The sequence below is a fragment of the Achromobacter pestifer genome (genome assembly GCF_902859625.1).
Lineage (GTDB): Bacteria > Pseudomonadota > Gammaproteobacteria > Burkholderiales > Burkholderiaceae_B > Achromobacter > Achromobacter pestifer.
The window spans coordinates 358142-372966 of record NZ_CADIJX010000002.1 but is presented as its reverse complement, the minus strand read 5'-3'; the positions used below and the strand labels follow the sequence as shown (position 1 = coordinate 372966).

Below are 14825 nucleotides of genomic sequence, written 5' to 3'. Positions count from 1 at the left end.
CCGCGCCAGCATGAACCACAGGCTACCCGATGCTTGGATTCGTCAGGAAACACATCGCCGGCAATGCTTCTTTCTGGGGGCTGGTGGAATATGGCATCGGCCCTGTCGCGGCGCTGATCGCCTTGCCCATCCTGTTCCGCCAACTGGGCACGGTGGGCTTCGGCCAGTATTCGATGATCATCGCGCTGGCCGGATTCGGCAATGCCGCCAACCTGGGCGCGGCCGTCACCGCGACCAAGCTGGTGTCCGAGCGGATGCACGAACCCGGCGGCGCCTACCGCGCGGCGGGCGTCAGCATGTCGCTGATTGGCTGCGCGCTGGGCGTGGTCACGCTGGCCGCTGTGCTGCTGTGGGCTGTCGTGGGCCTGGGCTGGCCCGCCGCCACCTTCGGCGGCGTGGCGGTGACGTTGTTGGCCATGCCGGCGCTGGCCATCTATCTGACGCAGCAATATGACCAGCTCTTCTCGGGCTGCCTCAAAGGACGCGAGGATTTTCGCGCCACGGCGTTGTGCGAAGTCTTCAGCCGCACGGGCACGATGGCGCTGGCCTGCGCCACTGCCTGGCTGACTGCCTCGCCCACCTGGACAGGTCTGGCGCAAGCCGTCGGACTGCTGGTCGCAGGCACCGTGAAGATGCGCGTGTTCTCCCGCGCCTATGGCCGGGTGCTGGTGCGCCCCGTGCGCGATCGCAGCGCCATGATGGACGCCTTCAAGTTCTCTCGCTGGTCCTGGCTGAACAGCCTGAGCGCGCTGGCGTTCGGATCGGTGGACCGCGTGCTGGTGGGCAGTCTGATGGGGCCCGCAGCGCTGGCAATCTATACGGTCGGCGTCCAGGTCGGGCAGATCATTCATACCGCTGCGGTGGCGATCTTCCAGAAAGCCATGCCGCGCGTCAGCCGACTGTCGGTGTCGCCGCCCTCCACGGGCGCGGCAGAACGCGAGATCCGCCGCATGATGTTGTGGAATCTGGTGCTGTCGGCCAGCGCCACGCTGGCGGTGCTGGCGGTCAGCCATCCGTTGCTGAACCTGCTGTTGGGCGACAACGTGGCCAACGGCCATCTTGCGACCTTCCGTTTGCTGATCGTGGCGTCGGGGTTGCTGTCCCTGAATGCCGCGGCGCACTTTTCGCTGCTCGGACTTGGGAATTCCCGCGCGGTCGCCATCCTGAACGGGTTGGGCGGACTGGCGATGCTATGCGTCATGGCGGGACTGGTACACGCGGCGGGCGAACACGCCGCGGCTTGGGGCCGCATGGCCTACGCGGCGATCACGCTGGCCGGCGTGGCTCTCGCCATCCGTCAATCCCGCCCCGACTTCCCGGGCGCATTGCCAGCGGCCACCCGATAACACCTACATGTTGAGGTCTTACATGCGCAAGCGTCATAACGAGTACTCACGTCAGCTCATCGACTTCGTCCGCGAGCTCCGCCCGCCCGCGCCGATCGCCGGAGGCCTGTTGCCCAAGGTGACCATCGTGACCCCCTCGTTCAACCAGGCCAAGTTCCTGGAACGCACCATCTTGTCCGTGCTGAACCAGGGCTATCCGCGGCTGGAATACATCATCATCGATGGGGGTTCCACCGACGGCAGCGTGGACATCATCCGTAAGTATGAACGCTACCTGACTTACTGGGAAAGCACGCCAGACCGCGGCCAATCCCATGCCATCAACAAGGGGTTCGAGCGCGCCACCGGCGACTACGTGGGCTGGCAGAACTCCGACGACCTGTACTTCCCCGGTGCGCTGCGCAAGCTGGGCACGGCGGCGGCCCGAGGCCGTGCGCCGATTGTCAGCGGCAACCTGTTCGTCGCCGATGCCAACAACCATATCTTCCGCAAGATCCACTACACACCGGTCAATCGTGGCACGTTGACGGTGGTGAAGGCATCCATTCCCAACCAGTCCGCCATCTTCCGCCGCGACCTGCTGCGCAAATATGGCCTGCTACAGGAGAGCATGCGCTACTGCATGGACCTGGAACTGTGGAGCCGCCTGCTGCGTGAAGGCAAGAACCTGATCGTGCCGGACGCGCTGGGGGTGTATACGGCGCACGACGAGACCAAGACGGCCTTGATGCAGGACGTGCTGCTGGAAGAGCGCGAACAGATCGTCACCCGCATCCGGCGCACGGAACCCGGGATGGGCCGTCTGTTTGAACTGTCCTGCCGCGCATCGAAAGTGGCCGCCCATGCCCGCCAGGGAGACCTGTCCTACCTGTTCGAGAAGCTGACCACGAAGATCTTCGGGCGCGACGACTGGGCCGCGCACTAGGACAACGCCGACATGAGCCCGCATCGCCGTTTTTCCACTCTGCATCTGCTGGGGCTGTTTGCGTTCACCGCACTGGCCCTGAACGATGACCGCTTCATCTTGGGGGTGGGCAGCTTCAAGCTGTCCCCTTTCGACGTGCTGTTCGTCGCCATGCTGATCGTCAAGGCGCTGCGGCTGGCAGAACCCAGCGCCTATGCATTGCCACGCGGCATGCTGGGTGCGCTGCTGGGCCTGCAAGCGATGTCGGTGATCTACCTGCTGTTGGTATCGGCGCACCATCCCGGCATCGAAACGGGCGACGTGGCGCGCGACCTGCGCATCGTGTTCTATTTCTTGTGCACGCCGTTTCTTTGCTACAAGGACATCGACAGTCCCGCCGCCTACGCCGTGCTGCAGAAGTACATCGTTGCGGCTTGCCTGGCCGTCGCCACGCTGATGCTTCTGGAACAATTGCAGGGTTTCAGCGTGTCCAATCCGTTGCGCAACGTGCGGTTGGGCGTCTGGGCCATTCCGTTCGGGGTGGTGTCGCTGCTGTACTTCCGCCGCACGCTGAACGTGTCCGGGCCCAAGGCCTATGCCTTGACGGTGTACATGCTGCTGGCGCTGGTGTTCTCGCTGAACCGCAGCCAGTACTTGCAGCTGGCGGTGTCGGTGATCATCGCGGTGCTGCTGGGTTCCGGCCCCGAGATCCGTCGACGCGCCGTGCTGGTCTTCGCGCCAGCGGCCGTCGCCGGCGTGCTGGTCTTCGCCAGCATCGGCTATCTGGACGTCCTGACCAACCGCATCTTCAGTGTCGAGAAACTGGATGAGGACTCCAGCTATGGCGCCCGCATCCAGGAGATGCAAGGGCAGATGGATTTCTTTGCCGAAAGCCCTGTGTTCGGCAAGGGCGCGGGGTTTCGCAGCTGGGTGATGGGCGAGAACGGCTTTGAGCTAAGCACCTTTGCGCACAATTCCTGGGCCTTCTATCTGATGAAGTTCGGCGTGGTCGGCACCATCATGATCATGCTGCCGCCTTTGCTGATTCTGCTGCTGACGCTATTCAGGCGGTATCACCATCCCGGGCTGGAGATGCACCGGCGATACCTGCTGGCGACCGCGCCCATCTATATCTTCATCGATTCGCTGTCGGGCGGGCTGGCCTATGCGCCCAAGACCGCGTTCACCGGATTCCTGCTGTGCTATTGCCTGTCGCTGATGCGCAATGCCCAGACCATGCCCGTGCCTCAAGCGGACGCTTCGACCGCGCCGTCCCCCTCCAGCCATCGTCCGGACGCCGTGCGCCGGACGCCACCGCGAGTACTCCCCCATGCCTGATGTCTTGTTCGTCGCGCCAGACTTGCACGGCGGCGTCGGAAGATGCGTTGCCTTCATCGTGGACGCCTTGCCGGAACGGGGTATCGATTCGGCCCTGTTCCTGCTGCGTTCGCGCAATCGCGAATACCCGGTCGGCAACCCCAAGGTCACCCGTGCGCTGCCCGTCATCGAATCCCCCACTCGGCTCAGGCTGATGCTGCCGCTGGCCTTCCTGCGCCTGTTGGCCCAGATCCGGCGCGACAAGCCCGCCATCGTGTGCTCGCACGGTTTGTTGTGCAACATGCTGGTCGTGCTGGCCAAGAAGATCTTGGGCGGCACCTTCAGGACCGTCGCGTTTGAACACAGCAGCCCCGCCATCCATTACGGCGCGTCACGAATGCGGCGTCTGAAGTTCTGGTTGGTCAGCCAGACCTATCGCCGCCATGATGCCGTGGTGGGCGTATCGCGCGGCGTGAAGGAAGACCTGGTCAGCATGTTTCCGCCGCTGCGCGGCAAGGTGCACACCATCTACAACGGCGTGCCGCTGGACAACGTGCGCAGACAAGGCGCCCGGCGCCAGGACAACGACGGCAACGCGCCCTACCACGTGGTGGCCGTCGGCCGGCTGGAAGCGGTGAAGGACTATGCCACGCTTGTCGACGCGGCCGCGCTGCTGGACGACCCGGGCATCGCCTTCACCATCCTGGGCGAAGGCTCCGAGCACGCGGCGCTGCAAAAGCGCATCGATGAGCGCGCCTCGCGCACGTCCGTCACCCTGGCCGGCCACATCGACAACCCCTTCCCCGTGATCGCGGGTGCGGGCGCCTTCGTGCTGACTTCCATCCGCGAGAGCTTTGGCAATGTGCTGGTCGAAGCACTGTGCCTGGGCGTGCCGGTGATTTCCACCGACTGTCCTCACGGCCCGGCAGAGATTCTGGATGCGGGCCGCTACGGGCTGCTAGTGCCCGTGGGCGACGCCGCGGCGCTGGCCGATGCCGTGCGCCGCCTGGCCTACGACGGCAGCATCCGCGAACAACTGGCCGCCCAGGGCCCCGAGCGCGCCGACGCCTTTTCTCTAGAGCGGCATTGCCGCAACGTCATCGCGTTATTCCAGCCGCTGATGCAACGCGGCACGCTTTGAACAGGACAGCATCATGCAGAAGATACCGGTTTCCGTGGTGGTCATGACGAAAAACGAGGAACGCAATATCGCCAAGTGCCTGAAGGCCCTTGTGGAGTTCGACGAAGTATTCGTGGTGGACTCCAACAGCACCGACGCCACGTGCGCGATGGCAACGGCCCTGGGCGCCCGCGTCTCGAATTTCCAGTGGAACGGCAAGTACCCCAAGAAAAAGCAATGGTGCCTGGAACAACTGCCGTTCTCGCATCCGGTGGTGCTGTACGTGGACGCGGATGAGGAAATGACGCCCGCGCTGGCCGCCGAGATCCGTGAGGTGCTGCCACGCTTCGCCACTGGCGCGGGCGGCGCCTTCGTGCCGTTCGACTACGTGTTCTGCGGCAAGAAGCTGGAACACGGTCACCGCGTCTATAAGTTGGCGCTGCTGGCGCGCGATCAGTCGCGCTTCCTGGACTACGACGACCTGGACGTGGCCCATATGTGGGAAGTGGAAGGCCACTATCAGCCGCAAGTCCAGGGCGAGACCTTTGCACTGCGCCAACGCATGGTGCACAACGATCACGATTCGCTGTTCCACTATTTCGACAAGCACAACCGCTATTCGGACTGGGAAGCCAACCTGCGCACCAAAGGGTTGATGAACGACCCGCGTGAAGCCAACGTCGGCGCGCGCGCGTTGCTCAAGCGCATCTTCCAGGCCATGCCTTTCAAGGCGCCAATCTCGTTCCTGCACTCCTACGTCTTTCGCCTGGGCTTTCTGGATGGCAAGGCCGGCTATGACTACGCGGTCGCGCGCGCCATGTACTACTGGCAGATCCGCATCAAGACCGAAGAGCTGCAAAAGGCGCGACAAGCGCGAGCCAGCGACCCGCAATCCGACACCGTGGCAGGAGCCGCCAAATGAGTGCACTTCAGCAATTGGATCGCTTTGCGCTGGCCCCCGGCCAGCGTGGCCGCTCCGCGTTGACGGTGCAGGTGTGGTGGATGGTGCAGGGCACGCTGTTCCGATGGTCACCACAGGTGGCGTACGGCTTTCGCCGCTGGCTGTTGCGCTGCTTCGGCGCGCGCGTGGGCCGCAAGGTGCTGATCCGGCCGACGGCCACCGTCACCTATCCCTGGAAGGTGGAGATCGGCGACTACGCCTGGATTGGCGACGACGCCGTGATCTACAGCCTTGGCCCCATTCATATCGGTGCGCATGCCGTGGTGTCGCAGCGCAGCTATCTGTGTGCCGCCGACCATGACGCGGGGCAGGCGGATTTTCCCCTGCGCGAACGCGCCGTCCGTATCGAGGACGGCGCCTGGGTGGCGACGGATGTATTCGTCGGCCCGGGCGTGACCATTGGCCGCGAGGCCGTGGTGGGCGCGCGCAGTTCAGTATTTCGCAACATGCCGCCCGCGATGGTGTGTCACGGCAACCCTTGCCGGCCCGTCCGCCCTCGCATGGCGACGTCGAAATGAAGATACTGATCTATGGCATCAACTACGCGCCGGAACTGACGGGCATCGGCAAATACAGCGCCGAAATGGCCGAATGGCTGGCCGCGCACGGACACGAAGTCAACGTCGTGACCGCCCCGCCCTACTACCCCCAATGGCAGGTTCACGATGGCTACCGCGCAGGCCGTTATCGCAAGGAAAAGCGGGGCGGCGTCACTGTGCGCCGCGCGCCGCTTTGGGTGCCGACGCGCCCTGGGGGCCTCAAGCGCCTGATTCACCTGGCCAGCTTCGCCGTGTCCAGCCTGCCCTCGCTGCTGCGCGCGGCCGCGGGCCGGCCGGACCTGATCCTGGTGGTGGAACCCGCGCTGTTTTGCGCCCCCGCCGCCTGGTTGACCGCACGCCTGTGCGGCGCACGCGCCTGGCTGCATATCCAGGACTACGAAGTCGACGCGGCATTTGAACTGGGGCTGCTCAAGGGCGCTGGCATGCGTGCCTTGGTCAAGCGAGCCGAGAGTTGGCTGATGCGCCGTTTCGATCGCGTGTCGACGATATCGCACCGCATGCTGGATCTGGCACTGGCCAAAGGCGTGGCCCCCGAGCGCGCCGTGCTGTTGCCCAATTGGATCGATGTCAACGCCATCACGCCCGATGCGGACGGCGGCGACTACCGCGCCGAACTCGGCATCCCGGCAGACGCGATCGTCGCCTTGTATTCGGGCAACATGGGCGGCAAGCAGGGCCTGCAAACGCTGGCCGATGTCGCGCGGCGACTGAACGCGGATAGCCGGCTATGGTTCGTGTTCTGCGGCCAGGGCCCCGAGCGCGCGCCGCTGCAAGCCGCCTGCGACGGTCTGCCTCGCGTCATCTTCCTGGACCTGCAACCGGCCAACAGGCTGGGCGCGCTCCTGAACACCGCCGACATTCACCTGCTGCCACAACGCGCTGGCGCGGCGGACCTGGTGATGCCGTCCAAGCTGACCGGCATGCTGGCCAGCGGCCGTCCCGTCATTTGCGGCGCGGCGGCGGGCACGGAACTGGCTGAAGTCGTCGCCCATTGCGGACTGCTCACGCCCCCCGAGGATGCCGTCGCCATGGCCGATGCCGTACGTGCGCTGAGCGCCAATGCGCAGGCCCGCGAAACGCTGGGGGCCGCAGCCCGCCAGTACGCACTGACCCATCTGCATGTGGATGCGGTACTGGCCGCGGCCGAACGCGAGTTCGCGGCCATCGTGGGGACCCGGGGCAACCCTGTCGTCCCCGCGGATGACCGCCGCGGCTAAGCCCTAGCTGCTGTCCGCCTTGCCAGGCACAGGCATGCCGGCGCTTCTGACCAATCCCATCTGCACCGCGATATAGGCCGCCTCGGCCTGATTGCGCGCGTTCAGCTTCCAATACAGCGTGCGCGCGTGGCTCTTCACCGTGGCGACGGAGATGCCGACCTGCTGGCCGATCTCCCGCATCGTCTTGCCTTGCACCAGCAGTTGCAGGATCTCTTCCTGCCGCTGTGTCAGTTCGCGTAGTTCTTGGGCTGGCGCGTGCGACGCACCGTGAGGTCGGCCCGCCGGCTGGGGATAGCACTCGCCGCCGGCCATCACCAGGCTGACCGCGGCGGCCAGCGCATCCGGGCTGGAGGCCTTGGGCAGATAGCCCGCCACGCTGGCTCGCGCGCAGATAGCCATGACAGACGGGTCCAGCACCGAGTACAGCACCAACACCAGCCGGGGCATGAAGAAGGCCATCGACTGGGAGATAAGCCCGATGTCCTGCTCGGCCATGCCACTGCAACCGATGACCAGAAGTTCCACTGGACGGTTGATGGAACTGGACATGTTAAGCAAGTGGGCTGGCGAAATGGCCAGGATGTCGTCGGCATTCCGAACACGTTCCAGCACATGCTGAATTGCGACGCGAAGCAGAGCGTAGTCTTCGATCAGTACGGTTGTCATCCCGGGAAGAACCTTGTGACGCATGGCCCATACACGGTTCCCGCGACGTCGCCGCATCACGCTGCAAAGGCAGGATCTGGTGGCGCACCGGCGTAACGGGAATCTCGTCCGCGCTATTGGATTTTGATCGCGAGGCGTTGTGATTCGCGCTCTCAACCCATGCTTGCGGACACAACCCATGCTATCAGCGGCTACGTCCGCTGAATCTCGTTCAGGAGGATGATTGGAGGAGGAAGGACGTGTCCCGAAGGCTCGCGGACACTGCTATCTACGCCTTAGCCAAGATGGCTATGAAAACCCGGCAGCAACGGAACCTGTGCGTTCCAGGCTGCCGGGCAGGCAGCGCAACCTGCTATTACCCCAGCTTGCGCCCAAAGAGCTGCCCGGCATCCGTGTCCCTGCTATTGGGCTCATGCCATTCCAAGGTCGCGCCGCGTTGCAGCGCTGCGTATACCGCTTCGCCCTTGTTCTTGACATGCAGGCGCTGGTAAAGCGTGCAAGCGTGCGTCTTGGCGGTCGCGACCGAGATGTTGAGCATCCGGCTGACCGTCTTGATCGGATAGCCCCTGGCCAGCAACACCAGGACTTCGTACTGACGCGGCGTGATCTGAAGCAATTGCGCACCGGCGCTGACCGGCATCGTGCCCTTCCCTGAGACGTCCTCGCCATCGCGAGACGGCAAGGCGCAGACCGTAGCCGCCGGCGCTTGCAATGCCTGCTCGCTGGGAAAACACTGCCCGCCCGCCATGACCAGGCGTATCGCCGCTTCAAGAATCTCGACCGAGGCGGTCTTCATCAAGCAGCCATACACGCTTGCACCGGGCAACCCTTGCACCGGCATGGGCAGCGGCATCACGTCGGTCAAAAGCAGAATCCGCTTGGGGGTGAGCACACGCTGTATCTCGTGCAATGCACTCCATGCTTCGTCGGTATCCACCGGCAACCCGTAGATCAGAAGATCGGCGCCCGCGTGCGCGCCGTCGGCCTTGGACAAGTCCGCCAGGCCCATCCCCTCGATTTCCCACACATCGTCCAACTTGCTAAGTATCTGCCACAACCCCAACCGCAATAGCGGATGGGCTTCAATCAGGACCATCTTGGCCATGGTGTCCTCCCGGTTTTACGACGGGCCTAGAAGGGATCTTCGCTGTGCTGAAGACTATTTTTTTTCCAACCCCGCGGTGGGTGGTCCGCACTCTCCCGGAATATCTAATGAAGCTGGACCGGGGCGTTTGGGCTGGGCAACTTTGGTAGCCAACATAACGGATGGCATGAACCCATCTTATGGTCCGAAACTCTCAAAATCAAGACGTTTCAGGGCGATATAATCCGACAAAAACAGAAATCATTCGTTAGCCTTAATCACTCTCGTAAATACGGATGAGATGAGTCTCTCCGCCTTTTTGACGCTAGGGTTATTACTTAGATTCCTTTCGTTCCCTATGGGATTCCCTTCTTTCCTCACGATGAGGAGGCGCCCAAACGACGGGGGTTGAGTCCCGAATCCGTCAAAAAAAAACCGCGCCAGGGCTCGCCCCCGCCGCGGTACGAATGACGGATCTTTGATGAACAATCTGACGATATGTTTCCGCGGACACATCATGCCCGTGCGGAAACCTTGCAATCGAAATATGGGTAACATTTTAATTTTTGTGCCCAATGCATCATTTACTCCATATAGGCGAAGTCAAATACCGTATGGCCCCCTTGATGATGCCAATGGTGCATTGAAGCATGACGCTTGCCCAAAAAGCTTGCGTAATGAATTTCGCCATCCGTTTCCACGTAGGTGGACGGCGAAAGCTCCTCGATCCGGTTCAGCGACACGCCTTTTCCGTAATGGCAGAAGCCCTGGTACTGGGCGCAGCGGATCACCTCTCCGCTAGGAGAGACAACGATTCCAGCGTTGCGGGCACGCATCGGATTGCGCACGATGGGGTTGCACGCATGCGGCGTCCAGACCGTGGAACGGGGGGAGTCCGAAAAAAACGCGAACAGTTCATCACAATGGCTTTGACCATCCGTTCTGTCGATATTTGTTAATAACCACCAATATTCACCGTGCTTGAAAATAATCGTATCCACGGCAGATATATTCGTCATCAAAGTGACATCCAGCTCCCATTTAAGCGGAAATTCCGTGCATTTCCATAACTCAATACTTCGATTTCCGCACGTTTCCGGCACCATGTATGTCACGCCATCGTGCTCAAATATATACGGAAACGATAAATGATATGGCAGGTTCAGGGCAGTGCCCAACAGCCGGAAAGCCCCGTCGGAGTATGTCGCAACCGAGATCGTCCCCTTGCGGGAAGTAAAATCGTAATCCTCGAAAAAAATATATGGTTTTTTTTCGTGGGTATAAACAAACGGATCTGCAAAGAAACGACCCTTGGGCGGTTGCAGGACCATCGCATCGGAAATCACGGCCTGCTGCCGGGATGACGGAAACATACCAATCCGCCATCGAACATTGCGTTTCATGATGCGGCGCACAATCAAATCCGATATTAACCAGGCCTGGCGTGCGATATAGGCTGCGCTATCCCATTCCACGGGGTCGGTGCGCCGAGGCCCGCTCATGATCTGCATCTCGGGGGCTGTCACGGCTTGCTGGGCGCGGGCCAGCGCCTGTAGCGCGTCGTAGAGCATGAAATTCCCCAGACTGAAGGCGCGCGCCTGGTTCTTCAACCAGAACAGTTCCGTGTTGAAACTGCGCTGGTCCAGCAATTCATCCTGATCCGCTTCCGGGCCAACGCGCCAGAGTTTCACCGTGGTGTGGTCCTCGCGCTGATATACCTCCCAAAAACCCGCGTAGCGGCTGGTCGACACGGCGATATCCGAATAGCTCAACTGCCATACGCCCAGCCGCGCCCATCCCATCATCTGCGAGCGTGTCGCCGACGACGCGCCCAGCGTGATCACCAGATCCAGACCCAACGCAGCCACCACGTCCTCGCCGCCATCGGCAGGTTGCCCCGGCGCCAGCGCCAAGACGGGCAAGCCAGGCGGCATGCTTTGCCGCATATCGCGGCAGGCTGCCAGCATCTGGCGTTGCTTGGCCGGCAGCAGTCGCGCCTCGAAGCGCGACAGGGTGCCAAAAAATGCCTTCACGCCCAGCCTCGGCGCTTTACCGGTGCTTTCCGCGCTCATCACCAGTAAGGCGGACAGACCGAAGTCTTGGCTATGAATCAACCAGTCCACCATCTCATGCATCCAGCCGGGTTGCTCATACCCATCAACCAGCAGTCCCACTCGATAGGTCTTCATTTGTCCTGCTCCTGTGTCAGGGCGCACGGGCCGCAGCGGTTTGGCAAACGAGCCCGCGCCGCGAGTCGCCACCGATGCAACATGTTCAAGTCCTCGCGCTGATACTGCGGCGTTTTGGGCGCATCTTCCAGACCACATTCATCCTAGGTCGGCTGTACGAGGACAAACGGATCAGCTACCCGCCCAGGGATCCAGGCCTGTGCCGTCCGATCGCGCGGGCAGCCTCGTCCATCTGGTCTAGCTGCCCCGGTGCCTCAATACCCAAAAGGTGCAAATCAACCGGAGCAAAAAGCCGTTACGGGTAAACCCTATTGGGGATAGCCGAGGCTCGCTTCTCCTCTTTCCCTCACGCATAATGTTTTTAAACAAACGTTTGAATTCAACCTTATGCAAGAAATCAGAACCACAAACACTCGCGAATCCATCCTGGACACGGCCGAAGCGCTATTTGCGCAACAAGGTCATGACGGCACGTCGATGCGACAGATCACCGGCGCGGCCGGCGTGAACCTTGCGTCGGTGAACTATCACTTCGGATCCAAAGAGTCACTCGTGCAGGCGGTGCTCAAACGGCGCCTGGAAGTCCTGAATCGCGAGCGTCTGCGCCTGTTGGATGAACTCGAGGCGCAATCCGGCGGCAAGCCCCTGAAGGCGTCGCAGATTGTGGACGCCTTCTTCGGCACGCTGCTGCGCCTGGCCGCCGATCCGGCTCAGGCGGGAAGCACCTTCCTGCCCCTGCTTGAACGCACCATGACCGACCCGTCCGACTTCATCCGCGCGCTATTCGCGGAGGAATACGCCGACGTGCTGGAGCGTTATCGCAACGCCCTGTTTGCCGCGCTGCCCGATGTGCCCAAGGCCGAGATCGTGTGGCGCTTCCAATTCATGCTGGGCGCGACGTCCTACGCCATCATCGGCACCGACCTGCTGCGGTCTGTCACGGGATGGACGCTGGACGAAGCCGAGCAACCCGACAACCCCGACCTGCTGCTGCCCCGGCTGATGAGCTTCCTGCTGGGCGGCCTGCGCGCGCCGCTACCGCCCGTGGCCAGCACGTAGCCCGCCCCCCGGACAGGCAGCCAGAACAGAACCCATACGGAGACAAAGAAATGAACGCAGTCCTCTTCGCGCTGGTCGTCATCGCGCTCCTTGCCGCCCTTGTGCTGGGCGTGCGCCCCCTCCGTCGGGCACTGTTGTCGGCGCCGATCTTCAACCTGTACCGGAAAGTGCTGCCGCAGATGTCGGACACCGAGCGCGATGCGCTGGAGGCAGGCACGGTGTGGTGGGAAGGCGAACTGTTTCGTGGCCGGCCCGACTGGAGCCGCCTGCTGGCCTACCCGCGCCCGCGCCTGACCGACGCGGAGCAGCACTTCCTGGACAACCAGGCCGAAGAAGCCTGCCGCATGGTCAACGACTGGAGCGTCACGCAAGAGCGTTACGACCTGCCCGCGGAAGTCTGGAACTTCCTGAAGACCCAGGGCTTCCTGGGCATGATCATCCCCAAGGAATACGGCGGCCTGGCGTTCTCGGCGTACGCGCACTCCGAGATCGTGACCAAGCTGTCCACGCGCTCGTCCGCACTGGCCGTGTCGGTCATGGTGCCCAATTCACTCGGCCCCGCCGAACTGCTGCTGCACTACGGCACCGACGAACAAAAGAACCACTACCTGCCCCGCCTGGCGCGCGGCGAAGAGGTACCCGCCTTCGCGTTGACCAGCCCCTGGGCCGGATCGGATGCGGCGGCCATTCCCGATAGCGGCATCGTCTGCAAGGGTGAATGGCAAGGCCGCGAAGTGATCGGCATGCGAGTCACCTGGGACAAGCGCTACATCACGCTTGCCCCCGTCTGCACCTTGCTGGGCCTGGCGTTTCGCCTGTATGACCCGGAAGGCTTGCTGGGCGGCAAGAAAGACCTGGGCATCACGTGCGCGCTGGTGCCCCACGACCACCCTGGCGTGGATACGGGCCGCCGCCATTTCCCGCTGAATGCGATGTTCATGAACGGGCCCACGCGCGGCACCGACGTTTTCATGCCGCTGGATTTCATCATCGGCGGCCCCCCGATGGCAGGCCAGGGCTGGCGCATGCTGATGGAATGCCTGGCCGCCGGCCGCTCGATTTCGCTGCCCTCGTCCAACACCGGCATGTCCAAGCTGACCGCCCGCGCCGTGGGCGGCTATGCCCGCGTGCGCAGTCAGTTCCGCATGCCGGTCGGCAAGTTTGAAGGCGTCGAAGAGGCGCTGGCGCGCATCGGCGGCCACACCTACATGATGGATGCGGCCCGCAGCATGACGGCGGGCGCGGTGGACCTGGGTGAAAAGCCTTCGGTCGTGTCCGCGATCGTCAAATACCACGTGACCGAACGTGCGCGCCAGGTCGTCAACGACGGCATGGATGTGATCGGCGGCAAAGGCATCTGCCTGGGCCCCAACAATTTCCTGGGACGTGCGTATCAGCAGATTCCCATCGGCATCACCGTGGAAGGCGCCAACATCCTGACGCGCAGCCTGATCATCTTCGGTCAAGGCGCGATCCGCTGCCATCCGTATGTGCTGGCCGAGATGCAGGCCGCGCAATCGGCGGATCGCCAGCAAGGCCTGACCGACTTCGACCGCGCCTTCTGGGGCCATGTGGGTTTTGTCGCGAAGAACAAACTGCGTGCGCTGGGCACCGCGCTGACCGGCGCACGCTACGTTGGCGTGAACGCCGACGTAGCGCCTGACATGAAGCGGTACTACCAATTGGTCAGCCGCTACTCTGCCGCCTTCGCCTTGCTTGCCGACACCTCGATGCTGGTGCTGGGCGGCAGCCTGAAGCGCCGCGAGCGCCTGTCGGCGCGGCTGGGCGACGTGCTGTCGCAGATGTACCTGATCAGCACCACGCTCAAGCGCTTTGAGGATGAAGGCCGCCAGGCCGCCGACGCGCCGCTTGCGCACTGGTCGATTCAAGACGCGCTGTTCAAGTTGCAGGAAGCCTTCGACGGTGTATTGGAGAACTATCCCAATCGCTTCGTGGCCTGGTGCCTTGCGCGCATCATCTTCCCCTGGGGCCGCACGCAATCACTGCCGTCCGACCAGCTTGGCCAGGACGTGGCGCGGTTGCTGATCAATCCCAGCGCCACCCGTGACCGCCTGACCGCAGGCTGCCACCTGCCCGCCAGCGCCGACGAACCCGTGGGCGCCATCGAGCAAGCGCTGGCTGCCACGCTTGAGGCCGAACCCATTGAAGCCAAGATTCGCGAACTGGAAAAACGCGGCGGGCTGGAAGGCAATCCGCAGGCCAACGTGCGCGACATCGCCGATGCCGTCTACGCCGTCGGCGGCATCACCGCCGAAGAATATGCGGTGGTGAAACGCCGCAATAGCTTGCGCGATACCGTCGTGAAAGTGGATGATTTCCCCTTTGATCTCTGTGCGTCGGACGCAGTCCATCCCACCGCCGAGCGCAAGGTCGCATAAGAG

The 14825-nt window shown here is 62.8% G+C and carries 12 protein-coding genes; 9 read left to right on the top strand and 3 right to left on the bottom strand.

The features are described from left to right. Nucleotides 1–29 precede the first annotated feature (29 nt). From HV753_RS08535 to HV753_RS08505, 7 genes are read left to right on the top strand one after another with little or no spacing between them, the layout of a single operon-like run. Nucleotides 30–1346, top strand: coding sequence for an oligosaccharide flippase family protein (locus HV753_RS08535; RefSeq protein ID WP_175174021.1), 1317 nt, complete (start codon nt 30–32; stop codon nt 1344–1346). Nucleotides 1347–1368: 22 nt separating this feature from the next. Then, nucleotides 1369–2271: a glycosyltransferase family 2 protein gene (locus tag HV753_RS08530; RefSeq protein WP_175174020.1), complete on the top strand. Its 903-nt coding sequence runs from the start codon at nt 1369–1371 to the stop codon at nt 2269–2271. A gap of 12 nt (nt 2272–2283) precedes the next feature. Next, complete coding sequence (locus HV753_RS08525) at nt 2284–3588, top strand: O-antigen ligase family protein (RefSeq protein WP_175174019.1); 1305 nt, start codon at nt 2284–2286, stop codon at nt 3586–3588. Further along, entirely contained in the window at nt 3581–4708 is a 1128-nt protein-coding gene (locus HV753_RS08520; protein WP_175174018.1) for a glycosyltransferase, read from the top strand. Before HV753_RS08525 ends, HV753_RS08520 begins: the two co-directional genes overlap by 8 nt. 13 nt (nt 4709–4721) lie before the next feature. Further along, the gene (locus HV753_RS08515) at nt 4722–5609 is read left to right on the top strand and encodes a glycosyltransferase family 2 protein (RefSeq protein WP_175174017.1); all 888 of its coding nucleotides are present in this window, start codon (nt 4722–4724) and stop codon (nt 5607–5609) included. After that, nucleotides 5606–6166, top strand: a complete 561-nt coding sequence (locus tag HV753_RS08510) for a putative colanic acid biosynthesis acetyltransferase (protein ID WP_175174016.1) — start codon at nt 5606–5608, stop codon at nt 6164–6166. Before HV753_RS08515 ends, HV753_RS08510 begins: the two co-directional genes overlap by 4 nt. Beyond that, entirely contained in the window at nt 6163–7425 is a 1263-nt protein-coding gene (locus HV753_RS08505) for a glycosyltransferase WbuB (protein WP_175174015.1), read from the top strand. The genes HV753_RS08510 and HV753_RS08505 overlap by 4 nt, the downstream gene beginning before the upstream one ends. A gap of 3 nt (nt 7426–7428) precedes the next feature. On the opposite strand, the gene HV753_RS08500 is transcribed toward HV753_RS08505, so the two are convergent. From HV753_RS08500 to HV753_RS08490, 3 genes are all read right to left on the bottom strand, one after another. Beyond that, entirely contained in the window at nt 7429–8091 is a 663-nt protein-coding gene (locus HV753_RS08500) for a helix-turn-helix transcriptional regulator (protein WP_175174014.1), read from the bottom strand. A 355-nt stretch (nt 8092–8446) separates the two neighbouring features. After that, nucleotides 8447–9196 carry a response regulator transcription factor gene (locus HV753_RS08495; protein WP_175174013.1) on the bottom strand — a complete coding sequence of 250 codons (750 nt, stop codon included), beginning with the start codon at nt 9194–9196 and terminating at the stop codon, nt 8447–8449. Between the two features lie 563 nt (nt 9197–9759). Continuing rightward, nucleotides 9760–11364, bottom strand: a complete 1605-nt coding sequence (locus HV753_RS08490; protein ID WP_175174012.1) for a glucosamine inositolphosphorylceramide transferase family protein — start codon at nt 11362–11364, stop codon at nt 9760–9762. Nucleotides 11365–11751: 387 nt separating this feature from the next. Between HV753_RS08490 and HV753_RS08485 the strand changes: the two genes are divergently transcribed. Together HV753_RS08485 and HV753_RS08480 are read left to right on the top strand one after the other, a co-directional pair. Further along, nucleotides 11752–12423, top strand: a complete 672-nt coding sequence (locus HV753_RS08485; RefSeq protein WP_175174011.1) for a TetR/AcrR family transcriptional regulator — start codon at nt 11752–11754, stop codon at nt 12421–12423. Nucleotides 12424–12473: 50 nt separating this feature from the next. Beyond that, complete coding sequence (locus HV753_RS08480; RefSeq protein ID WP_175174010.1) at nt 12474–14822, top strand: acyl-CoA dehydrogenase; 2349 nt, start codon at nt 12474–12476, stop codon at nt 14820–14822. The last annotated feature ends 3 nt before the right edge of the window (nt 14823–14825 follow it).